Below are 22,902 nucleotides of genomic sequence, written 5' to 3'. Positions count from 1 at the left end.
ATGAATATGAGAAAAATTGGTAAATACTGTGCAATGGCTTGTTTAGCGCTTGTATCACTACTGGCTCAGGCTGAAACACCAACGGAGTCGTTAAAAAAAGTGCTTAAAGGCTACGACCGCTTTAGTGCTAACTTTGAGCAGGTTACTCGTAAAGATCAGGGTGCTACTGCTGAAGTGTTAAAAGGGTCGATGAAAATTTCTCGTCCAGGTCTGTTCCGCTGGGAAACGGCCAGCCCGTTTCCTCAACTTATTGTCAGTGATGGTGAGTATGTCTGGATTTACGATCCAGATCTGGAACAGGCAACACGCAAACCTGCAGATCCGAAACAAACTAACGGTGCCGCACTGATACTCAATGGCGATGTTGCTGAATTAGCAGAACAGTTTGAGATTTATCTGCCCATCAATGAAGAGAGCCAGCAGCTTTTTGAGCTGTTACCCAAAGATACACAAAGCAGTTTTCAGCGTATTCGACTGTTTTTTACACAGGGGGTTATGTCTGAGCTTATGTTACAGGATGTATTAGGCCAGCAGACCACGATTTTATTGAAAGACTCTGTCATCAACGAGCCTATGGATGCTTCTCTTTTTAAATTTACCCCACCTAACGGAACGGATGTCATCGTGAGCAATGAGCGCTGATGAGCGATCTGTTTGATGATATTAAACCTGTCTATCAGCCCCTGGCTGCTCGGATGCGGCCCAAGAGTCTAAGCGAATATGTGGGCCAGTCTCATCTGTTAGCGCCGGGAAAACCTTTGCGCCAGGCGATAGAGCAGGGGGCATTGCACTCCATGATCTTATGGGGGCCTCCGGGGGTTGGCAAAACGACATTGGCGAAGATTATAGCTCACACCTGTGATGCACACTTCATGAGCTTGTCTGCTGTTCTGTCCGGCGTGAAAGAGATCCGTGCAGCCGTCGAGGAAGCGAAGCATGTGGCTTTGTCCCGCCAGTGCAAAGTGATTTTATTCGTTGATGAAGTACATCGCTTTAATAAATCACAGCAGGATGCTTTTCTTCCTTATATTGAAGATGGCACATTTTTGTTTATCGGTGCGACCACTGAAAATCCATCATTTGAATTGAATAATGCTTTGCTCTCGCGCGCACGTGTGTATCTGTTACGTAATTTAAGTGATGAGGAGTCGTTACAGGTGATTCATCAGGCGTTACATGATTCTGAAAGGGGTTTTGCTAATAAACCGCTGGTGTTTGATGAAGGTACGTTAGAACAGCTGGCGCGGGCTGCTGATGGCGATGCACGCAGAGCACTGAACCTGTTAGAAATAGCGGTTGATCTGGCAGTATCAGAGAAGGGTGTAGAGAGAGTCCCTGTTGAAGCGTTGAAAGAGGTCTTGCAAAGTAGCGGGCGTCGCTACGATAAGCAGGGAGATATTTTTTACGATATGATTTCAGCATTCCATAAGTCTGTACGTGGCTCATCTCCTGATGGGGCATTGTACTGGTATTGTCGCATGCTCGAAGGCGGCTGTGATCCTCTCTATATCGCGCGCAGACTGGTAGCCATTGCGTCGGAAGATATCGGTAACGCAGATCCACGTGCGATGCAGGTTGCATTGTCTGCCTGGGATGCCTTTGAGAGAGTAGGCCCTGCTGAAGGGGAGCGTGCCATTGCTCAGGCTGCCATCTATTGTGCCAGCGCGCCTAAAAGTAACGCGGTTTATAGTGCGTTTAATCAATGCCGTGCCGATATTAAAAGCGATCCTGATTATGCAGTACCGGTTCACCTGCGTAATGCACCGACGTCGCTAATGAAAGATCTGGGTTATGGTGACGAATATCGCTACGCACATGATGAACCGAATGCCTATGCGGCAGGCGAAAAGTATATGCCTGAAGAGATCACGTCCAGACACTATTATCACCCCAGTGAGCGTGGTCTTGAACAGAAAATAAGTGCTAAACTTCAACAGCTTAAAATGTTGGATGAGCAAAGCCCAATTAAACGTTATCAGAATAAAGGGTAAGGTATGCAAACTATCCTGGCGGTCGCCACAGGAGGTGCACTGGGAGCGGTGAGTCGTTACTGGCTAGCGGGAATACTCAATGAGAAAGCGGATAGACTCCCTATCGGTACCCTGACATGTAATATTTTAGGTTCGCTGGTGATGGGGGTTTTATTTGTACTTATTATGGAGAAAGCACGTCTCTCGCCGGAATTGCGGCCACTATTGATGGTTGGATTTCTAGGTGCCTTCACTACTTTCTCCTCTTTCTCTCTGGAGACAGTGGCGTTGCTGCAGGAAGGACATATAATGTCCGCATTAATTTATGTATTATTAAGCGTTTTGATGTGCATCGCTGCTTTGTCAGCGGGTATCTGGATCACCCGCCTGTTTTAAATAAGGTTGTTTAAAAACTCATGTTAGACATAAAAATTGTTCGCGAGAACCCTGAAGCTGTCGCTGCACAGCTTGCCAAGAAAAAGTATGCCTTTCCTGTTGCTCGATTTAATGAGCTGGAAGCGTTGCGTCGTGAGGCGCAGATTCTGAGTGAAAATCTACAAAACGAGCGAAATACCCGTTCAAAGCAGATCGGAAAAGCCAAAGCCTCGGGTGAGGATATTCAGCCGCTTTTGGCAGAAGTCCAGACTTTGGGTGATCAGCTAAATGATGCAAAACAAAAGCTAAATGAAATAGCCACTGATCTGGATGATATCCTGTTAGGTGTTCCCAATCTTCCCGATGCTTCTGTTCCTGCTGGCGAAAGCGAAGATGATAATGTGGAAGTGCGCCGTTGGGGTACACCGCGCGAATTTGATTTTGAGCCTTTAGATCATGTCGCCTTAGGCGAGCAAAATGGTGGTCTGGATTTTGAAACGGCTGCTAAGATTACCGGCTCACGTTTTGCCGTGATGACAGGTAAAATGGCGCGTATGCATCGCGCTCTGATTCAGTTTATGCTGGACGTTCAAACAGAAGAGCACGGTTATACTGAAGCTTACGTGCCTTATATGGTAAATGAAGACAGCTTAAAAGGAACAGGGCAGTTGCCAAAGTTTGGCGAAGATCTGTTTAAAGTTCCGTTTGGTGATCGTCAGTATTACCTGATCCCTACCGCTGAAGTGCCGGTAACCAATATTGTACGTGATGAGATTGTTGACGCTGAGCAGCTACCGCTTAAATTCACAGCGCATACGCCGTGTTTTCGTTCAGAAGCGGGCGCATCCGGGAAAGATACTCGCGGTATGATTCGTCAGCACCAGTTTGAAAAAGTTGAAATGGTGCAGATTGTCGAGCCGTCGACCTCATGGGCAACGCTGGAAATGATGACCGGCCATGCGGAAGTCATTCTGCAAAAACTCAATTTACCCTACCGTGTTGTCGCGCTTTGTGGCGGTGATTTGGGCTTTGGTGCGGCTAAAACATATGACCTGGAAGTCTGGTTGCCCGGGCAGGATAAATTCCGTGAGATCTCCTCGGTTTCGAATATGACTGATTTTCAGGCACGACGTTTGAAAGCCCGCTGGAGAAATCCTGAAACGGGTAAGCCTGAGTTGCTGCATACGCTGAATGGCTCTGGTTTAGCGATCGGTCGTACGCTGGTTGCTGTGTTGGAAAACTACCAGGCTGCCGATGGGCGTATTATGGTGCCTGAAGCGCTTCAGCCTTATATGGGCGGCGTTACAGAACTGTAAAATAGTTGTAAAGCCTTTGTAACAAATCTGCGTTGGCTGATCTTCTGCATCAGCCAACGTACTACTTCCCTTCATTCTTATTCTGCTTTAATTTATCATCATTGCATTGACGCTATTTTGGCTCAATGTCGATTCAGCTACCGGTTAATTGCATTGCCGTATATCCGTCTTTCAGGTTTCTATTTTTTTTATTTTGCACTATTGGGTGCAATGGTTCCTTATTGGTCTTTATATCTTAAATCATTAGCGTTTGATGCCAAAAGCATTGGCTTGCTGATGGCGACACTGCATATTTCCAGGATATTTGCGCCGGCATTATGGGGATGGATTGCAGATAAAACCGGGCAAAGGTTACGAATCATCCGTTTGGGAGCTTTGTTAACCTGGATTGTTTTTATCGCAATGTTCTGGCAGGAAAATGCGCTTGGGATCGGCCTGGTTATGCTGGGTTACAGTTTTTTCTGGAATGCAGTGCTGCCGCAGTTTGAAGTAGTGACCTTAAATTATCTGGGTGAGGCGTCGACTAAATACAGTCGTATAAGGCTTTGGGGATCCATTGGCTTTATTCTTTCCGTACTTTTATTAGGCAGTGCTTTAGATAGTATTTCTGTTGCCTGGATACCCACTATCCTTCTCATTCTGATGATTCTTATCTGGATTAACTCACTGCTCATCCCTGCTGCAAATTTGCCCGCGAAAGTAGAGCGTTCGTCAACACTGCGTTTTACAGAGGTTATAAAAAAACCACAGGTTATCGCTTTTTTTGTGATAACCATGTTGATTCAGTTCTCTCATGGCCCGTATTACACCTTTTTTAGTTTGATGATGCAGGAACTGAATTACAGTCGGAGCGAAATAGGCATGCTGTGGTCGTTAGGTGTCGTGGCTGAGGTGCTGGTGTTTATTGTTATGCATACGCTGATCAGCCGGTTCGGGTTGCGATTGATTATGATCAGTAGTCTGGTTTTATGTGTGATTCGATGGAGTCTGCTAGGCTTTTGGCCTGAAAATATCTTCTTGGTTATTGTCGCTCAGCTGCTGCATGCGGCAACATTTGCAAGTCTGCATGCGGTTGGAATATCCTTGGTGCACCAATACTTCCCCGAGGATATGAAGGGACGAGGGCAGGCTCTGTTTTCCAGTGTGGGGTTTGGAGCCGGCGGTGCGGCAGGTGCCATTGTTGCAGGGTTATTATGGGATACTCATGGTGCTCAGGTGACATTTGCTATTGCAGTCTTCGTTTCTGTTGTGGCTATCGTGTTGGCATATGTATGGATTCATCCGGAAAAAGTGCAGCAAAATAGCTCCTAATATTTTGCACTGCAGTAGGTATCGCTATATAGTTAACAAGAGTCTTGTATTCTGCGGCATAACAAAGGGTTATGACATGAATTTTAAAGTAGATGTTGAGATGACGCCAAGTGAGTTGCGTCAGGTTATGGGGCTTCCGGATGTTGCATCACTTCAGGATGAAATGATCAAAAAAGTCAGGGAGCAAATGGATGCAGGGGCAGAGGGTTATGATCCAATGACGCTGCTTAAACCTTACATCACCAATAGTGTTGGCTCGATGGAATCATTGCAAAAGCTAATACTTAATATGATGCAGGGCTCTGTAAAATCCGATAGTAAAAAAAGCTAATCATCACTCATCGATAATGATGCTGTAGTAAAGAGAGAGAGAACACGTTGCGAATTCTTCGAAAGTATACCAATCGACGCCTTTATGATACTTCACGCAGTTGCTATGTCACGCTTGAAGATGTCAAAGAACTGGTTTTAAACAGCGAAGCATTTCAAGTACTCGATTCGAAAACAGGTAATGATCTGACTCGAAATATCCTTCTTCAAATTATTAGTGAGCAAGAAGGTGAGGGGCATGGAACGCTACTGACAAATCAGGTTTTACAGCAATTGATTCGTTTTTATGGTGATAGTATGCAGGGAATGATGAGTCAGTATCTGGAGCAGAGTATCGCTTCGTTTCTGGAACATCAGGATCGCATTAAAGAACAGATGCAAACAATGATGGGGGTTGCCAACCCGCTGACGATGATGAACAGCCTTGCTGATCGTAATATGGCGGTGTGGAATATGTTTAAACCGCCTGCTGACGGCAAAGCTGAAAACGATTCAGAGCCCACCCCTAAGGATGCGCCGGAGGCTAAAAAGCCTACTAAAGCACCTGAAAAGCCTGTCAAATAAGCCAACAGAATTATTTACAGGGCTTATTTACAGACTCTTAATTTACAGAGCCTTATCGATAGGGCCTAATTGAGAGTCCCGGGATTAAGAAAGGCGTACTGCTTCTAGTCTTTCTTAATCTCTTCGCAATAACCAATCGTTAATGTTCGCGGGTACTATCGCCTGTGATTTTCCGCTGACAAATACCCCGATATGTCCCGCTTTTATTTCCAACGTCTGATAATCCTGACTGCCGACATGATCGCCTAGCGCAAGGGATGCATCAGGGGGAACAAGGTGATCATAAGCGCCGAAAATATTCAGTACTGGCTGTGTGATAGCGGACAGTCTGACCGGATAATCACCAATAGTAATTTGACCTTTTATTAAAAGGTTTTCCTGGAAAAACCATTTGATAAATTGTCGAAATGCTTCTCCGGCCTGATCCGGGCTGTCATAGATCCACTTTTCCATACGCAAGAAACTCAAGGCACTTTCAGTTGTATTCAACTGCTTAGGCATGCCCAGGTTTTTCTGAATGCCCAGCCGCATCGGCATGAGTGAATTATAAGAATCATTGAGCATTTCACCCGGAATATTTCCGTAGGTTGAAACTGCCAGATCGACATCAACAGAGCGTGCCAGCAGACTTAGCAGGTTAGTTTCTGTTTGAAAATCTACAGGCGTCACCATGGTGATCAGGTTTCTGACTTTCTCAGGATAAATCGCTGTGTAGCAAAGACTCAGTGTGCCACCTTGGCAGATACCTAATAAGTTAACCTGGGTTGCTTCTGAGTGCATACAAACATGCTCTACACAGTTGTTCATGTACTCATTGATGTAGTCATCAAGATCGAGAAAACGATCGGCCTGGTCTGGATAGCCCCAATCTATGACATAGACATCAAGCCCCAGATCGTTCAGCGCCTTTAGTAGTGATTTCTCCGGCTCGAGGTCGATCATATACCAGCGGTTAACTAACGCATAGGTAATGAGAAGCGGTGTGCGACAGCGTTTACTAATGTGCTTATTGCCGCCAAAAAAGAGAAGTTTCAGTTTGTCCTGTGAAAATATTTCTATCCCTTTTGACTGCGCTACATCAATCTGAGAAATCGCTTTAAGCGTCTCATAACTGCGTTGAAGTTTTTCATCAAACGCGATCAGTTCTTCTTCGATTTTATTGGGGTCCAGTTTAAGATTTTTCATCGTTTATGACCCCCGTAGTTAAGACAGTCTGTGACTTAAGTTCTGCAAGCTCTTGCTGTAACTGGGTCATATCTGCTGATAGTTGATGAATAATAGTGGTTAACTCTTCAACGCGATCCGCAACCAGAGGCGTATCTTGTGAGGACAGGGTTTTGTTTATTTTTCGCATCTCTTTGCGCAGTGTGTGCTGGCGTTGCAAGGCGGTATCCAGCCCTTTACGTGTGGCCAGGCCTAGCGCTTCAAACTGGATGTCACGCATATCCTGCGCATATTTGCGTAATCGCATGACCGCATTGGAAACTCTTCCATGGCTTTTCTGATATGTTTCGGTGTAAAGACAATCAGCATAAGTACGCTCATAGCAATTGACCCAGAGGTCATGTAATTGCCCCAGTGTTTCAATGACATCAGAGCCTTCGGTCAGGTCTTGCATCAGGGCTTTGGTTGCTTGTAGATTAATCTGACTGTATTGCTCAATATATTCACTCATTGCATCCTGGTATTCCAGCAGGTACTTAATACCATCGCGAGTATTTTGCTGAAATTCATGGGTAGCGCCAACGGAGGGGAAATTAAGTAAACTTTTCAGCCCGCTGGTGTAGGGGTTCTCAAAAAGAATGTCATCCTGAAAACTGTGGGTACGAAATAACGCGGCTACATTTTCGGGTAGTTGCCATTGAGTGAGCAGTGCTTCACCGCTTTGCTGCTGAACAAAATCCCGAAACTGAGTTAAGGGTTCTTCAAGGCTGCTTTTTGTAGGGTTAGTTTCCAACTGAGTAAGAATGTTATTGCCGAACTGTAAAAAGTCAGTGGTTTGAGAAGATAAAATTGCAGCGACCCGTGCCATATCGCGAGATGTATCAGGCGATATTTTTTCCGCTGGCTCAGCGCGTGAGGTTTGCTCATCAATCCATTGTTTGAAAAGTGCTTGCTGCTGTTGAAGTAGCGCCTGCATCGGTTCATTTGTATCAGCGGACACGCACTTACCTCAAATCGTACTTAAAAAAAAGAGTTTAATGGAGTTAGTGTGCATTATGAATAGGCACTATGGATAGAAACTATGTATAAGCGCTATGAATAAGATAACATTTCAACCAATTTGCTTGCTGCATTAGACAGCGTTCTATCCCGATGGTGTATATAACCTAAGTGACGCTGAATTGGCGCTGAACCCGTTTCAATGACGGTCAGCGTTGAATCGATCATTGTCTCAGGTAACAGGCTCCAACCCAAGCCAATACTAACCATCATTCGTATCGTATCAAGGTAATTCGTTGAAATTCCTACATTTAGATCAAGCGCCTTTCTGCGAAACTGTTCGGTTACAATCTGTTGGGTAAAGGTGGATGCTCCCGGCAGGATCGCTGCATAATTGGTTAACTCCTCTAAGCTGACATGTTTTTTATCGGCCAGCGCATGATCTCGTGAGACCACATACTGCAGCTGATCAATCCAGATGGATTGTGAATAAATGGCTGGATCAGGCTGGGGCGCCAAAGTAATCAGGGCTAATTCCAAATCACCGTGCAAAACGCCGTTATAAGCAATTTCAGATTCATCAAAACGTAAATTCAGTTGTACATCCGGATGTTCTTTCGTGAAGCGGCGCAGTACCGGAGGTAAGCGATGCAAACTGATATGGTGGCTGGCGGCGAGCGATAGTGGGCCTTTGACTATTCCTGAAAGGTTACCCATGGCGCGACCTGCATCTTTAATGGCGCTTATGATCGTTTTAGCACGGGGGAGCAACTCTCGGCCTGCTTCGGTCAGCGTAACTTTTCGTCCTATTCTGTCAAAGAGTTTCTGGCTGAGCTGCTCTTCAAGCAGAGCGATACGTTTACTGACAGCCGATTGCGTTATGAAAAGCTGTTCGGCGGCCAGCGAGAAAGAGTGGCTTTCTGCGACCGCAATAAAGGCAGATAATGTATTGGTATCCATAGCGTCCTGTTAACCATACCACTCAAAAAACGTCGCTGACGAAAACTGGTTGTCAGTATAGCGATAAAACAGGATAGGCGCGCGCAGATTGCTGATTATGCCGGGTCCAGCACACGGATGCTTTAATCAAAGCACCGTTATAGTGGCCAATTTGTTCTGTCTGCATGCCTGCTGCCGGAGCTTGCACCGATAGCAATGATACTTGTATACATAGGGGTTAATAAGATGGATATCTCTGAGTTATCAGCGTGCCAGGTCTGTGTTAGACGCTAATATTTTTTAGGGCCAGCTACAGGCACTATCATCTGCTCAGTGACCCAGGGATGGTCACCTATCATCTCCATCATATGGTCAATAAAGAGGCGTACTTTGGGGTTCAGGTGGCGACGGCTGGGGTACAGGGCATTAACTTCTATTGGTGATGATACATAGCTTTCGAGAATTTCTACCAGTTTACCTTGTTGTACACTGTCCCGACAAAAGACTTTAGGCATTCTGGCAATGCCCATATCCTGTAATAATATTTCGCGAATGAAGCTGATGCTGTTAGCTTTGAGTTTTCCTTTGACCTCAACGGCTTCATCCCAGTTATCAAACTCCCATAGGTCAACGGCTTTAAGAACGCCATAGCATTCATGATTTTGCAGGTCATCAGGCGTTTTCGGTGTTCCGTGCTGTTTAAGATAAGCAGGCGAGGCGTATAGTCCTCGCGACACCGTCGCAACGCGGCGTGCGATTAAACTGGAGTCAGCCAGCTCGCCAACCCGAATTGCCAGATCAACCCCTTCTTCAATCAGGTCAATCAGCCGGGTGCTCAATTCAACCTCAAGCATAATCAGAGGGTAGCGCTTCATGAAGGTCCCCACGACCTCGTTCATCATAAATACGCCAAGATCGGATGGCATCGTAATCTTTAAGCGCCCGCGTGGGTTTATCTGCGTAGAAGAGAGGTAATCTTTTGCTGTATCCAGTTCATTAATAAGCGGTTGGCAGCGGGCAAACAGCTCCTCCCCGTCGTCGGTAAGCTTGAGTTTACGTGTTGTTCTTTGCAATAAACGAACACCTAAATCATCTTCAAGTTGCGCGATACGACGGCTGATAGTAGATTTTTGTATCCCCAGGCTTTCTGCTGCAGAGGTAAAGCTACCTGTTTCAACGATGCGAATAAAAAGGCTTACGTCATTAAGATTCATAGTGTCGTCGCTTAGTTGAGGATAATTAAGAAAGTTGAAAAAAGCTGAGAAGAGTAGCTAAGTCCGAAAAATAGTGCGCAGGGGAGCGTAATATTATTATGCTTCTTTTGGCTGCCAACCTGCAGGAATAAACATAATCTTCTGTTATTGTTGAATAAATATCAAGCACAGCGCGAGTTTGTCTATTCAGTCAGGTATTTAACCCGTTCTACAATGGCTTGCACGCCGTTGGTACGTGACGGGCTCAAATAATGGCTAAGGTCACATGATTGCAGCAGCTGATCTATATTCAGTGTCTTTAGGCTTGCGCTGTGCTGATGTTGAATAGCGCTGAGAATCAGATAGCTGATCCCACGCATTAAGCGCGCATCCGAATCGATTGCAAACTTCCACGAAAGATCGGCTTGCTGTGTAGCAATAAGCCATACGTTGGATTCGCAGCCGCTGACTCTGTTTTCTTCGCTTCTATAGGTTTTGGCCAGAGCCGGTAAACGGTTACCTAAACTCAACAGCAGTGCAAAACGTGCCTGCCAGTCAGCAGTAGAAGAAAGAGCATCGATCAGTTGCTGCTGATCGGCAGAATCACAGTAGATGATATCTGTATTGCCTGAGTCTGTGAGTAGGTCTGCACTGAGTAGGTCTGCGCCTGAGGCTGCAAAGGGTAGAGCTGTGTTGCGCAACTGCGAGATGTATTGCTTCAATACGCCAGCAAAAAGTTCAACCTCGGCTGCTGTGTTATATAAGGCAAATGAAGCGCGTATCGTACCACTGCAACCCAGGTATTCCATTAATGGCATGGTGCAATGATGGCCGCTGCGTATAGCAATGCCTGACTGATCCAGTAAGGTAGCTAAATCCTGAGGGTGAACGCCGTCAACAATAAATGAGAGGATACCGACATTATCAGGGGCGGCGGCCAAGACCGTGACGCCTTCAATTTTCTGGCAGAGGGCAACGGCCTGTTGGCGCAGGGCCTGTTCGTGCTTAGCGATAGCTTTACGATCCCAGCTGTTCAGGTAGCGAAGCGCTTCAGCAAAAGCGATAGCATCAGCAATCGGGGGCGTGCCTGCTTCAAATTTAAAAGGCAGTGTATTAAATGTTGTGCCTGCAAAACTGACTCGCTCAATCATCTCGCCTCCGCATTGCCATGGTGGCATCTCCTCTAGTAATGCTTTGCGTCCCCACAACACGCCAATGCCTGTCGGCCCGTAGCATTTGTGGCCAGAAAAGAGATAAAAATCACAGCCTATTTGTTGGACATCAACGACCTCATGAGCAATCGCCTGTGCGCCATCAATCACAACGGTTGCTCCCACGCTCTTGGCCATCCGGGTTATGTCGACCACAGGGTTGATAACCCCCAACGCGTTAGAGACATGCGTAATCGCGACTATTTTTGGCTGGAACTGATTGAGCAGTTGTTGATAGGCAATCAGATCTAAGCGGCCCTCCGGTGTTAGCGGAATAGGGATGACCTGTGCTTTGTTTTTGATGGCTATCTGTTGCCAGGGAACGATATTGGCATGATGCTCCATCACAGACACCAACACAGTGTCACCGGCACGTAGTTGAGTATCAGCAAAAGCATGTGCAATCAGATTGATCGCTTCAGTGGCGCCGCGTGTCCAGATTATCTCTTGGGAATACGCAGCATTGATAAACCCGGCAACAGTTTCACGTGCCGCTTCAAAATCGCTGGTAGCACGGTTGGAAAGAGTATGAGAGCCACGATGTACATTGCTGTTACTGAGTTTATAAAAGCGTGAAAGCGCATCAATAACACAGCGAGGCTTTTGCGTAGTTGCTGCATTATCAAGATAGATCAATGCTTGCCCATTGATCTTACTTGAAAGAATCGGGAAGTCGCGGCGCGCTTTATTGGCGTCAAACGTTTTGAAATCAGACATATTTAGTCGGATGTTTTCTCTGCTTGCTGAGATGCCTTAGCAAACCGGCCACCCCAGCGGGCGTACATCATCGCAGCAGTAAATAAAGTCGCGGTAAGTAGTGTGTAGATTGCGCCAAATATACGTGTCTCAACACTGGTTGTTGTGGCTAACACCGCCTCAATAAAATACAGCAGTAAAACAAAGCAGAGCCAGGCATGGCTTCGCGGGTTGCCTGATTTAAGTGCTGGAATAAAGCACGCTAATGGTAATACATGCAGCGCCCATATAACCCAGGGCTTTCCTACCTCAAGAGGGTGTATCACCATATACCAGAGCGTAAACAGCAGCATCAGGCCAATGTAACTGGCAATGGTTATCACGCGTGTGATGCGGGCTTTTTTACGTAATGCTTCCATCTGTTATCCTGTGTCGTTTTACTAATATTAAGAACAAATGTTAAGAAGAAATATTAAGCAGAAAGTTTTTTGCTGAGCAGCGCCAAATGCTTACCTTGTGACGTGCACAGGGAAATTTCATCTTTATCCAGGGCACGTTTGTTGTCGCGTCCTGCCACGTGAGTTGCGCCGTAAGGGGTGCCACCCGATTGCGTTGTCAGTAGCGTAGTTTCACTGTAAGGGATGCCGCTGATCACCATGCCATGATGCAACAACGGCAGCATCATACTGATCAGCGTCGTTTCCTGGCCTCCATGGAGGCTGGAAGTAGAGCTGAAAACGGTTGCTGGCTTGCCGATTAACCCACCAGACATCCAGATGCCACTGGTAGAGTCAATGAAGTATTTTAAAGCGGCCGCCATATTACCAAAGCGGGTGGGGCTTCCCAGCGCCAGGCCCGCGCACTGGCTTAGATCATCCTCGCTGCAATACAGCGCGCCCTGATCAGGAATATCGGCAGCGGTTGATTCGCAGACTGTTGATATCGCTGGCACGGTACGTAAGCGAGCTTCCACGCCTGCTTGTTCAATACCGCGGGCAATCTGCTGAGCCATCTGACGAGTCGCGCCATGTGTGCTGTAATAAAGCACTAAGACATAAGGTGATGACACTTATAAGATTTCCAAAACGGATTCTGGCGGGCGTCCGATACGGGCTTGACCATCCTTCAAAACGATAGGGCGTTCGATGAGCTTCGGGTTAGCCGCCATCACCGTGATTATTTGCTCATCGGTTAATTCAGGGTTGCTCAGGTTGTTTTCTTTGTATTCAGCTTCATTTTTTCGCAGCAGTGCCCGGGCAGAAAGGCCGAGTGAATCCAGTACCTGTGTTAACTCAGCAGCGGAAGGTGCATCCTTCAAATACTCACGTATATCGGGTTCGATACCCTGTTCTTTTAGCAGCGCTAATGTCTGGCGCGATTTTGAACAACGTGGATTATGGTAGATTGTCACTTGGCTCATAATGATTTCCCGTGCAAACTGTTATAAAACAGCCATTAAACTGAAGAAGTCGTTATTGTATACGTCTCGGAAGTCGCAACAAAGGTTCAGATTAAAAAGGTTCACACAAAAAAAGGTTCACATTAAAGTTTACTGTAAGGAATTGCTTGATGAGTGGGTTATTGGATGTTCCGGCCATACGTTTTTTACGTTATTTATTTAATCAGTTTTTAGACAATGGTGGAGTGATCAATGCCTCGGCATTAACCTACACAACATTGTTTGCTGTCGTTCCGTTGATGACGGTGTCCTTTGCGATGCTGGCAGCGATACCTGATTTTCAGGGTGTTGGAGAGCAGGTGCAGGGATGGGTTTTTTCAAATTTCGTTCCAACGACGGGTGAAGAGATTCAGAACTACCTGAAAGATTTTACCAGTCAGGCACAAAAGCTGACAGCGGTCGGTGTTGCTTTTTTAGCGGTGACCTCCATCATGATGATGCGCAATATCGAAGTGGCCTTTAACAGAATATGGCGCGTGTCTGATCAGCGAAAAGGCATGTCCAGTTTTCTGCTTTATTGGGCAGTGTTGAGTCTGGGTCCTATTTTAATAGGACTTGGAATATTAGTATCGTCTTACATCGCCTCATTGTCTTTTATATCTGACGCGACAAATCTGGTAGGAAAGGCACGATTACTGACGGTATTACCGATTGTTATGTCAACGGCTGCTTTTACACTCCTCTATGCAGCGGTACCTAATTGTAAAGTGCCGTTAAAAAATGCGTTTATTGGTGCGGTTGTGGTGGCCATTTTATTTGAAAGCGCAAAACGAGGCTTCGCTTTTTATGCGACCCAGTTCCCGTCTTACGAGCTTATTTATGGTGCTTTTGCTGCTATTCCGTTGTTTTTATTTTGGATTTTTATCTCCTGGTTTATTATTCTGATGGGCTGCGAACTGACCCGCGCACTGACGGTGTATCAATCTCAGGGCAGAGTCTATGAGAAATCACATCTGCATACTATTGTGGGTATTTTGCATCGCTTATGGCAGGGGCAGCAAACAGGGCAGGCGCTATCAGATGACCAGCTGTTACAACAGGTGGTTGGCCTGGAGCAGTCGCGCTGGGATGAATATTCACAAATGCTGTTGCAGGAAGATATTATTCGACGAACCGATCAGGGCGAGTTTTTGCTATCCAGAGGGTTAGGGGCTTTCACCTTGAATGAGTTGTGTCGGCGCCTGCCCTGGCCAATCCCGGACCCGTTGGAACCAACAGGCAGCGAGACGAGCTGGCAAAAAAATCTGGATCAACATCTGTTGGAAGTAAAAAATCTTCAAAATAAGGAGCTCAGCATTACGCTTGAGCAGCTCTTTGACGATGCAGGTAAAGTGTAAGTACGTTTTGCCAATATACGTTCTATGCATAAAGTATAATCAACGTTCAACCAAAATGTTTAAAGAGAGGGAGGTAGCTGTGGCAAAAATTTGTATCAGTGCTTTTGTCAGCGGGCATGTGCAAGGCGTATGGTTTCGCCAGTCTACGGTTGATCAGGCATTATCTCAAGGTTTAACCGGGTGGGCCCGCAACGTGTCTGATGGGCGTGTGCAGGTGATGCTGTGTGGTGAAAGTAATGCGGTTAGACAGGTTGAAGCCTGGTTGCAACTAGGCCCGGAACTCGCCAATGTTGTTGATGTAGTTTCTGAAACAGTTGAACTTGATGAGTCCTACAACGACTTTGTTATCAGGCCTGATCTTACGCTGTGATCTTTGCAAGAGATAATGAGTAAACAAGTGTGACAAACGGGAGTTATCAAGACTAAGGAACAAGCGTTATAGAGCAGGAAAGCAGACACAAAAAAGCCGCTATAGAAGCGGCTTTTTAGATGATCAGGAGGCGAAAACCTCCTGATTATATTTCTTAGTTTGCTTTGCGTGCAGCAGCTTTAGGAGCAGCTTTAGGAGCGGCAGCAGCAGGAGCAGCTTTAGGAGCAGCAGGAGCTGGAGCAGCTTTAGGAGCAACAACTTCTGGAGTGAAAGCTTTAGCAGCTTCAGTCATCTGTTCCTGAGCAGTCTGCATGAACTTAGTCATTTCAGCCACAACTGGAGTTTCAGTCAGTTCAGTCATTTTTTCCTGAGCTGTCTGCATGAATTTAGTTACATCAGCCATTGCTGGAACGTCAGACATTTCAGAAACGCCTTTCTCTACCAGCTCAGTCAACTGCTCTTTAGCAGAAGTCAGAGTAGCGATCTCTTTTTCAGCAACGTTAGTCAGCTTAGCTTCTAAGTCTTTGAAGTATTTAACCTGAAGTTCGATAGCTGCTTTAGGCTCTTTAACTTCGCTCAATGCTTTCATCTGAGCCAGACCAGAATTGAACAGGTCAGTAACGTATTCAGTCTGCAGAGATATAAGTTTTTCAGCAGTAGTTTTATTGATTTCAGCCATATCAGTTACAGGCTTCATTTTAGTATGAACATCTTTCATCATATCTTCGTACATTTTAAAATCCTCGGTAAGCAGCAGTTTTTCTTTTTTGTTGCGATGCAACATATGGGCTAATAATAGAGATTGATTTTTCGCTTGTCAATCCTTTTTGTGCAGCGCAATAAAATATTTTATAGGTGCAATCAAAAAGAGGTAATTGTTTGTATTTATGAAGTTTAATCAAGCTATTTGAGCATATCTTAAAAAAAATTGATTTGATTGTTATCAATATATTTTCATATCTTAAATAAGAAAAAATCTATTTTGCAGGTGCACTTGGCCTAAATCTGATACGCAAAGCCACCTTTTGCCGTTACAATTCACTTACGCAACGCACAATAGTGTGCTGAGAGCCTGTTACAGATTGATGAAATAAGGAAAGTAAATTTATATGCCAGCAGCAAATGGTCATCCCAGTTTTGACTTTATCCGTTCTGAAAAAATAGAGTCGCTTAATGTCTGTGTAGAAGAGTACAAGCATAAAGTGACTGGTGCGATGCATTATCACATCGCAGCAGACCAAGATGAAAATGTGTTTCTGGTAGCGTTCAGAACAGTGCCCATGGACTCAAAAGGAGTGGCTCATATCCTCGAGCATACTGCCTTGTGTGGCAGTGAACACTATCCGGTTCGTGATCCGTTCTTCATGATGACCCGCCGTTCTTTAAATACCTTTATGAATGCATTCACCAGCTCAGACTGGACGGCATATCCTTTTGCCAGCCAGAACCGTAAAGATTTTTTCAATCTGCTGGATGTGTATCTGGATGCAACTTTCTTTTCCCGCCTGGATCCGCTCGACTTTGCTCAGGAAGGTCATCGTGTCGAGTTTGAAGAAGCAGACAACGCAGAATCCGCGCTGGTGTATAAAGGTGTGGTTCTTAATGAAATGAAAGGAGCCATGAGCTCACCTGTTTCTACTTTATGGCAAACAGCGACTAAGTACCTGTTCCCGACGGTTACTTATCATTACAACAGCGGTGGTGATCCAGACAGCATTACTGATCTGTCCTATGACGAGTTGCTGGCTTTTTATCGTACGCATTACCACCCAAGTAACGCCGTCTTTATGACGTTTGGTAACATCCCGGCTGAAGAGTTACAAAGCCGTATGCAAGATCAGGCGCTCAATACGTTTGAAAAGCTGGATATTAATATTGCTGTGACCGATGAAAAGCGTCTGTTTGCGCCGTTAAGCGTAGAAGAAGCATACGCATTGGACGAAGAAGATATTTCTGGCAAAACCCATCATGTAATGTCCTGGTTGCTGGGGAATTCAATTGACCTGAAAGAACAGCTCAAAGCCCATCTGTTATCACGCGTATTACTGGATAACAGTGCATCGCCATTGCGTTATGCACTGGAGTCTTCCGAGCTGGGTAGCGCGCCTTCGCCTTTATGTGGTTTGGAAGATTCCAATCGCCAGATGTCTTTCATGTGCGGTCTTGAAGGCAGTGAGCCGGAAAGCGCTGCGGCGTTTGAAAAGCTGGTCATCGATACATTGCAACGCGTTGCAGAAGAGGGCGTACCCCAATCCATGGTTGAAGCGCAGTTGCATCAGCTGGAATTAGGTCAGCGCGAGATTAGCGGTGATGGCTATCCTTATGGTCTTAATCTGATCATGGCATCGGTATCATCCGCGGTTCATCGTGGTGATCCCATTGCACTCTTGAATCTTGACCCTGTCTTGGAAGAGCTGCACGAGTTGATTAAGGATACCGACTTTATTCCTTCGATGATTCGCGAACTACTGATTGAAAACACCCATCGTGTACGCCTAACCTTACGTCCTGATAATAAAATGACAGAACGTAAAGAGCGTGACGAAAAAGCCAAGCTGGCCACCATAAAAGCGGCTATGTCAGACGAGCAAAAACAGTTTGTGATAGATCAGGCAGCGGCGCTGGAAGCACGTCAGACGCAACAGGATGATGAATCAATCCTACCTAAAGTCACCCTGCAGGATGTACCCGTCGAGATGCATGTTCCGGTAAGTGAGCAGCAGGTATTGGCAGGGCAGTCACTGGATTGGTATGGGCAGGGCACCAACGGCCTTGTTTATCAGCAGGTAATTGTCGACCTTCCTGAGTTGAGTGAAGAAGAACTACAGATTATGCCGCTGTTCAGTCACTGTCTGACAGAGCTGGGATGTGGCGAACGTTCTTATCAGGAAAACCAGCAGTATCATGTGCAGGTATCCGGTGGCGTCCATGCCTTCTCTACCATGCGAGGTGCAACTGATGATGAACAAAACGTCAGTGGTTACTTTGTTATCTCTGGTAAAGCATTGTTACATAATCAGGAGGCGCTAACGCACCTACTATATGAAACACTCAACGATGCACGTTTTGACGAAACTACACGTCTACGTGAAATTGTTTCACAACAACGTAGCCGTAAAGAACAGAGCATCACCGGCCAGGGTCATAGTCTGGCGATCATGGCAGCGGCGGCGCGTCTCAGTCCTGCAGCATGGGTTGATCAACAATCCCGCGGGCTGGAAAGCATCCGTTTTGTTAAAACGCTGGATAAGCAGCTGGATGATGCCGCTGCCTTGCAGGCGCTCTCAGCCAAGCTGGTGGCGATGCATGAGAAAATCAAACAGGCACCACGTCGCTTCCTCTTAGTGGCTGAGCCAGAGCAGAAGGATCAGCTCATTACGTCGTTGAAGAATCAATGGCAGACAGCACCAGTGGCCAGCGTTTCACGCCTGAAACTGAAAGCAACCCGTGAAACGGTTAAGCAGCTTTGGACTACCAGCACACAAGTCAGCTTCTGTGCAAAAGCCTACCCAACGGTACCGGTAGATCATGCTGATGCGGCACCGCTGACCATTCTGGGAGATTTTCTGCGAAATGGTTACCTGCATCGCGCCATCCGTGAAAAAGGCGGCGCTTATGGTTCGGGAGCAGGGCAGGATAGCGGCGAAGCGGTATTCCGTTTCTTCTCCTACCGTGATCCGCGCTTAACGGAAACGCTGGAGGATTTTGACGCATCGATAAACTGGTTGCTGGATAATGAACACGATGCAGCCAAGCTGGAAGAAGCGATACTCGGTGTCGTCAGCTCTATCGATAAACCCGGCTCACCCGCAGGCGAAGCGAAAGGGGCATATCACAGCGCCTTGTTTGGTCGTACGGCAGAACAGCGCCGTGCATTCCGTCAGCAGATTCTCAAGGTCAGCCTGAAAGATCTGAAACGTGTTGCCGCGCAGTACCTTAAGCCTGAATTGGCGAGTATTGCGGCAGTCACCAGTGTCGAAAAAGCCAAAAGCCTGGCCGATCAGTTTGAAGTGATCGCGCTGTAAGCCATCCCATCAGCAAAAGGCCATTGGAGCACCCGCAAGGGTGCTCTTGTCGTTATGACGAACTCCACCGCTACAGATAACGCCATCTATAAAGGCGCCTTACTGATCCTGCTGGCTGAACTGTTTCTGGTTTTTTCAGGGATGGTCATTAAGCAGATCAGCGGTGAATTACCCACCGAAATTATCGTTTTTATGCGCAACCTGTTTGGGCTGATGTTACTCATACCCTGGCTGCTCAGAAATGGCAGTAAAGCGATCCGCACACAGCTGTTACGCTTTCATATTATGCGTGCTGCCGTTGGCGTAACCGCCATGAGCTGTTTGTTCTATTCATGGGGACACCTCCCGCTGGCGCAGGCGGCATTGCTTAAACAAACTGCGCCGTTTTTTATGCCGTTAATCGCGCTTTATTGGCTGGGCGAAAGTATCAGCGGACGCGCTAAACTGGCAATACTGGTTGGCTTTATAGGCGTCTACTTTGTTCTTAACCCGCATGAAGGCAGTCTCAACTTTGTTGTCATCATCGCTGTGTTAGGTGCCATGCTAGGCGCACTGGCAAAAGTCACTATCCGCCGCATGGTGGGTACAGAAAGTCCGCAAAGAATCGTATTTTACTTCGCCTTTTTCAGTGCTACATTATCAGCTATTCCCGCTTTGCTGGTGTGGCAAACGCCAACGACCATTCAATACGGGTGGTTAATACTATTGGCATCCACCTCTACGGTAGCGCAATTGTTGCTCAGTAAAGGCTACAGTTACGCACCCGCAGGGCAGTTAGGGCCGTTTACTTATGGCTCGGTTGTGTTTGCGGCACTGTTTGGCTGGTGGATCTGGGAAGAAAGCCTCGGTTGGAACACCTGGCTGGGCATGATGTTAATAACACTGGCAGGATTAATGGCGATGCTGAAAAAACCACCAGCCAAAGCCATAAAAAATTAATTTAGCAATGTTTATAAGCAGGGCACCATGATTACAGCAAATGAAGCACTCGCAAGATTGAAAGCAGGCAATCAGCGTTTTATGTCAGGCGTGCGCAGCCTCGAGACTGACATAAAATCAACTAACCGGGCAGGTTTTGTCGGAGGGCAGGAACCGTTCGCTATCGTGCTGGGATGCTCAGATTCCAGAGTCCCCGCAGAAATTATCTTTGATCAGGGGCTGGGCGATCTGTTTGTTATCCGGGTCGCCGGTAATATAGTTGCGCCCTCTCAAGTGGGTAGCGTTGAATTTGCTGCCGAACAATTCGGCACCCCATTAGTTGTTGTGCTTGGCCACTCAAAATGTGGCGCAGTGACCGCAACGCTGAATGAGCTAAAAAATCCGTCGCAGGCCACATCGTCATCCAATGTAATGTCCATCGTCAATCGCATCAGGCCCAGCATACAACCCCTGTTTGAGTCAGGGGTGCATCAGGATCCGGATAAACTGTTAACCGCCTGCATCCATGCCAATATGCTAGCCGCCACCAATCATCTCAGACACGGATCACAGATCCTTGAGCAACTGGTGATGAAAGGTGATTTAAAAATCATCGGTGCCAAATATTCGCTGGAAACGGGCGAAGTCACGTTTTTTGAGTAAAATAAAAATTCAATAATTCTAGCAGGGTAGCCTGGCTAAGCGCCTGCAAGTCAGGCGCTTACAAGTCAGGCGCTTACAAGTTAGTCAAAAGTCCGCCGCCATTAGTCAGAAAAAATATGACTAATATGTAGTAGCTTAAACTTAAGCTGGAAGTCTCGGCTAGAAGAGTCTGGTCAGATAGGATGACGAATGTTTTGTGGTGACTGTTTAATGAATAGAAATAAATAGGATCGACTGATTACTCATCTTGCACAACGGTAGATCAAGAACAATTAACGAAGTTATTTTGTGGCACGGCGGAAAAGCAGCGACGTCAAAAATATTTTTCAGTCGCAGAAAAAATGTGTCTTACTGGAATTGTTAAATAGCTTACAGCCCAGCAGGAAACTGAACAAAGGGATAGAAGCCCCGAACTGAACTATACAGAGCTTCATCATTTAGATGAACCTTTCAACAGCAGTTCTAGTTGAGGCCAAGTGCTAGTACGTTACTTTAAGCAAATTTGCCCTGAGAGCGTCAAAACGTTTTCATTGAGGTAAGAACAATTATTCAGAACCCCGTTTGCGGTAACGTTGACACTGGTAACATTTTTAAACATTCTAGTTCCCTTGGGAATGTCACTTATTGCTTCACTAACAAAAAACGCACAAGGCGTGCCATCTTGTTCAGCCCCTGATATTCCGGTTATTTTCGCCAAATCACCCTTCGTTTTGAAGTGGTTGCCTTTTGGGAATTTAACTTTGTGATCCAAAATAGTTGTTCCAAGTTCTGCAGAGCTGCTAGTCACCTTACCGTCTAAGGATCCACTTTCACTAAAAAACACCCCAGAGTCATTTTGCAAGGTTAAATCTATTTCTCCAACTTGAGCAGTAGGGGAGATATTCTTGGTTTTAATAGAACCGCTGACATCGTAGCAAGCCTCAGCATACGATGTTTGAGCGTGTGCAATGGCTGTGACTGCCAATAAAGATAATACGGTGGATTTTAACTTCATCAATATTCTTCCTTAAATAGAATTGGTAATTCCGGGCAGGAATTCCGGGGACAGTTTACTCAATTCCTCAGCGCTGGTGCGATAAACTATATTCGACAAAGGTATGATAATTACGGGGACAGTTTACTTAATTCCTTAAAGTAGGCTGGGTTAAGTAAACTGTCCCCGAAATCCGGTGTGCTGTTTAAACACATAACAGTCTGTTTAGAGGAAATTAACTGCATGCGTCAACTGAGCCAAAGTATACTTTGCATGAAGAAAGGTACGACTGTCCGCCAGAAGTGCAGCTACCAAGAATAGAATACCAAGTGTTTGCTTGTATAGGGCAGTCACCACCATCACAACGGTAATAGTATTTTTTATTCAGGTGTTTTGCGCATTCAGTAGTTGAGCACGTATCAGACGCTGTATTTGTTATAGCTACTTTAAACGTCCGGTATTAATCAGACATTATCCAATACCTATTTAAACATCTGGGTGCGATACTTGGATCAAGCTACATCACTCTTAGTAAAACGCTATGTGCGATTCGTATGTAAAGTCCGCACGTAGCTAGTCCTAAGCCAGGTTGAATTAAGTAAACTGTCCCGTAATTCGCAGATTGAATTAAGTAAACTGTCCCGTAATTCGTGCAATTATTGGGAGGGATTCTGGGAACAGTTAACTTAATCCCTTAAAGTAGGCTGGGTTAAGTAAACTTTCCCCGAAATCCGATGTGCTGTTTAAACACTCAACAGTCTCTTTAGCATCTTTGCAGCGATAAGCTACATGATGAAAACCATTTAGTTGGATTGGGTGGCTCAGACGCCCCCCTTTTCTCATTTTTTTCCAGTATTCAACACACCACGATTAATTTGGTCACGTTCAATAGATTCGAATAATGCTTTAAAGTTACCTTCACCAAAACCGTCATCGCCTTTGCGCTGAATAAATTCAAAGAATACCGGACCCAACTGGGTTTCAGAGAATATTTGAAGCAGTAATCGAGGGCCATCTTCAATGGTGCCATCCATTAATATGCCACGTGTTTGAAGTTCTTCAACAGGCTCACCATGGTTAGGTAAGCGA

23 protein-coding genes and 1 pseudogene are annotated in these 22,902 nt (G+C 46.0%); 13 read left to right on the top strand and 11 right to left on the bottom strand.

All coding sequences use genetic code 11. From position 1 onward, the window contains the following. The first annotated feature begins 6 nt into the window (after positions 1–6). The 7 genes from lolA to phaR all read left to right on the top strand — a co-directional run bounded on the left by lolA (position 7) and on the right by phaR (position 5,866). Positions 7–642 (top strand): outer membrane lipoprotein periplasmic chaperone LolA, encoded by a 636-nt coding sequence (lolA, locus tag BM099_RS13055; RefSeq protein ID WP_177201178.1) that lies wholly within the window; start codon positions 7–9, stop codon positions 640–642. Further along, positions 642–1,991: a replication-associated recombination protein A gene (locus BM099_RS13050; protein WP_090728573.1), complete on the top strand. Its 1,350-nt coding sequence runs from the start codon at positions 642–644 to the stop codon at positions 1,989–1,991. The genes lolA and BM099_RS13050 overlap by 1 nt, the downstream gene beginning before the upstream one ends. Positions 1,992–1,994: 3 nt before the next feature. Next, positions 1,995–2,366 (top strand): fluoride efflux transporter CrcB, encoded by a 372-nt coding sequence (gene crcB, locus BM099_RS13045; protein WP_090728572.1) that lies wholly within the window; start codon positions 1,995–1,997, stop codon positions 2,364–2,366. Positions 2,367–2,386: 20 nt separating this feature from the next. Then, positions 2,387–3,661: a serine--tRNA ligase gene (gene serS / locus BM099_RS13040; RefSeq protein WP_090728571.1), complete on the top strand. Its 1,275-nt coding sequence runs from the start codon at positions 2,387–2,389 to the stop codon at positions 3,659–3,661. A 117-nt stretch (positions 3,662–3,778) separates the two neighbouring features. Then, on the top strand, positions 3,779–4,972 hold the full coding sequence (locus tag BM099_RS13035) for an MFS transporter (RefSeq protein ID WP_232349114.1): 1,194 nt from the start codon (positions 3,779–3,781) through the stop codon (positions 4,970–4,972). 76 nt (positions 4,973–5,048) lie between these two features. After that, a complete protein-coding gene (locus BM099_RS13030; RefSeq protein ID WP_090728569.1) occupies positions 5,049–5,303 on the top strand; it encodes a DUF6489 family protein in 255 nt (84 codons plus the stop codon). Positions 5,304–5,350: 47 nt separating this feature from the next. After that, on the top strand, positions 5,351–5,866 hold the full coding sequence (gene phaR, locus BM099_RS13025; protein WP_090728568.1) for a polyhydroxyalkanoate synthesis repressor PhaR: 516 nt from the start codon (positions 5,351–5,353) through the stop codon (positions 5,864–5,866). 114 nt (positions 5,867–5,980) lie between these two features. Here phaR and phaC read toward each other — a convergent pair whose 3' ends face one another. From phaC to arsC, 8 genes are all read right to left on the bottom strand, one after another. Further along, positions 5,981–7,051, bottom strand: coding sequence for a class III poly(R)-hydroxyalkanoic acid synthase subunit PhaC (gene phaC / locus BM099_RS13020; RefSeq protein ID WP_090728567.1), 1,071 nt, complete (start codon positions 7,049–7,051; stop codon positions 5,981–5,983). Next, positions 7,038–8,030 carry a poly(R)-hydroxyalkanoic acid synthase subunit PhaE gene (locus tag BM099_RS13015; RefSeq protein ID WP_090728566.1) on the bottom strand — a complete coding sequence of 331 codons (993 nt, stop codon included), beginning with the start codon at positions 8,028–8,030 and terminating at the stop codon, positions 7,038–7,040. The genes phaC and BM099_RS13015 overlap by 14 nt, the downstream gene beginning before the upstream one ends. A 92-nt stretch (positions 8,031–8,122) precedes the next feature. Beyond that, the gene (locus BM099_RS13010; protein WP_090728565.1) at positions 8,123–8,989 is read right to left on the bottom strand and encodes a LysR family transcriptional regulator; all 867 of its coding nucleotides are present in this window, start codon (positions 8,987–8,989) and stop codon (positions 8,123–8,125) included. 269 nt (positions 8,990–9,258) lie between these two features. Next, positions 9,259–10,182, bottom strand: coding sequence for a LysR family transcriptional regulator (locus tag BM099_RS13005; protein ID WP_090728564.1), 924 nt, complete (start codon positions 10,180–10,182; stop codon positions 9,259–9,261). Between the two features lie 182 nt (positions 10,183–10,364). Beyond that, positions 10,365–12,089: a SufS family cysteine desulfurase gene (locus tag BM099_RS13000; RefSeq protein ID WP_090728563.1), complete on the bottom strand. Its 1,725-nt coding sequence runs from the start codon at positions 12,087–12,089 to the stop codon at positions 10,365–10,367. A 2-nt stretch (positions 12,090–12,091) separates the two neighbouring features. Next, on the bottom strand, positions 12,092–12,487 hold the full coding sequence (locus tag BM099_RS12995) for a DUF2069 domain-containing protein (protein ID WP_090728562.1): 396 nt from the start codon (positions 12,485–12,487) through the stop codon (positions 12,092–12,094). Positions 12,488–12,540: 53 nt separating this feature from the next. Beyond that, positions 12,541–13,137, bottom strand: coding sequence for an NAD(P)H:quinone oxidoreductase (gene wrbA / locus BM099_RS12990; RefSeq protein ID WP_090728561.1), 597 nt, complete (start codon positions 13,135–13,137; stop codon positions 12,541–12,543). Continuing rightward, positions 13,138–13,488, bottom strand: coding sequence for an arsenate reductase (glutaredoxin) (gene arsC / locus BM099_RS12985; protein WP_090728560.1), 351 nt, complete (start codon positions 13,486–13,488; stop codon positions 13,138–13,140). It lies immediately after the preceding gene. A gap of 149 nt (positions 13,489–13,637) precedes the next feature. Between arsC and BM099_RS12980 the strand changes: the two genes are divergently transcribed. Next, positions 13,638–14,864: a YihY family inner membrane protein gene (locus tag BM099_RS12980; protein ID WP_090728559.1), complete on the top strand. Its 1,227-nt coding sequence runs from the start codon at positions 13,638–13,640 to the stop codon at positions 14,862–14,864. 79 nt (positions 14,865–14,943) lie between these two features. Further along, entirely contained in the window at positions 14,944–15,234 is a 291-nt protein-coding gene (gene yccX, locus BM099_RS12975; RefSeq protein WP_090728558.1) for an acylphosphatase, read from the top strand. Positions 15,235–15,388: 154 nt separating this feature from the next. Here the strand turns inward: yccX and BM099_RS12970 are convergent, their stop codons facing one another. Further along, on the bottom strand, positions 15,389–15,967 hold the full coding sequence (locus tag BM099_RS12970) for a phasin family protein (protein ID WP_090728703.1): 579 nt from the start codon (positions 15,965–15,967) through the stop codon (positions 15,389–15,391). Positions 15,968–16,343: 376 nt separating this feature from the next. Between BM099_RS12970 and BM099_RS12965 the strand changes: the two genes are divergently transcribed. The 4 genes from BM099_RS12965 (at position 16,344) to BM099_RS20930 (ending at position 21,204) form a co-directional block, all read left to right on the top strand. Beyond that, a complete protein-coding gene (locus BM099_RS12965) occupies positions 16,344–19,259 on the top strand; it encodes an insulinase family protein (RefSeq protein ID WP_090728557.1) in 2,916 nt (971 codons plus the stop codon). Positions 19,260–19,313: 54 nt separating this feature from the next. Then, complete coding sequence (locus tag BM099_RS12960; RefSeq protein WP_090728556.1) at positions 19,314–20,198, top strand: DMT family transporter; 885 nt, start codon at positions 19,314–19,316, stop codon at positions 20,196–20,198. A 27-nt stretch (positions 20,199–20,225) separates the two neighbouring features. Then, positions 20,226–20,840 carry a carbonic anhydrase gene (locus BM099_RS12955; protein WP_090728555.1) on the top strand — a complete coding sequence of 205 codons (615 nt, stop codon included), beginning with the start codon at positions 20,226–20,228 and terminating at the stop codon, positions 20,838–20,840. Between the two features lie 247 nt (positions 20,841–21,087). Then, positions 21,088–21,204, top strand: a complete 117-nt coding sequence (locus BM099_RS20930; protein WP_177201176.1) for a di-heme oxidoredictase family protein — start codon at positions 21,088–21,090, stop codon at positions 21,202–21,204. A gap of 123 nt (positions 21,205–21,327) precedes the next feature. Here the strand turns inward: BM099_RS20930 and BM099_RS12950 are convergent, their stop codons facing one another. After that, on the bottom strand, positions 21,328–21,834 hold the full coding sequence (locus tag BM099_RS12950; protein WP_090728554.1) for a hypothetical protein: 507 nt from the start codon (positions 21,832–21,834) through the stop codon (positions 21,328–21,330). An 818-nt stretch (positions 21,835–22,652) separates the two neighbouring features. Further along, positions 22,653–22,902, bottom strand: a pseudogene (locus tag BM099_RS12945) (4-hydroxyphenylpyruvate dioxygenase); the annotation flags it as partial.

Source organism: Neptunomonas qingdaonensis (genome assembly GCF_900113275.1).
GTDB lineage: Bacteria > Pseudomonadota > Gammaproteobacteria > Pseudomonadales > Balneatricaceae > Neptunomonas > Neptunomonas qingdaonensis.
This window is presented reverse-complemented; position numbering and strand designations above follow the sequence as displayed.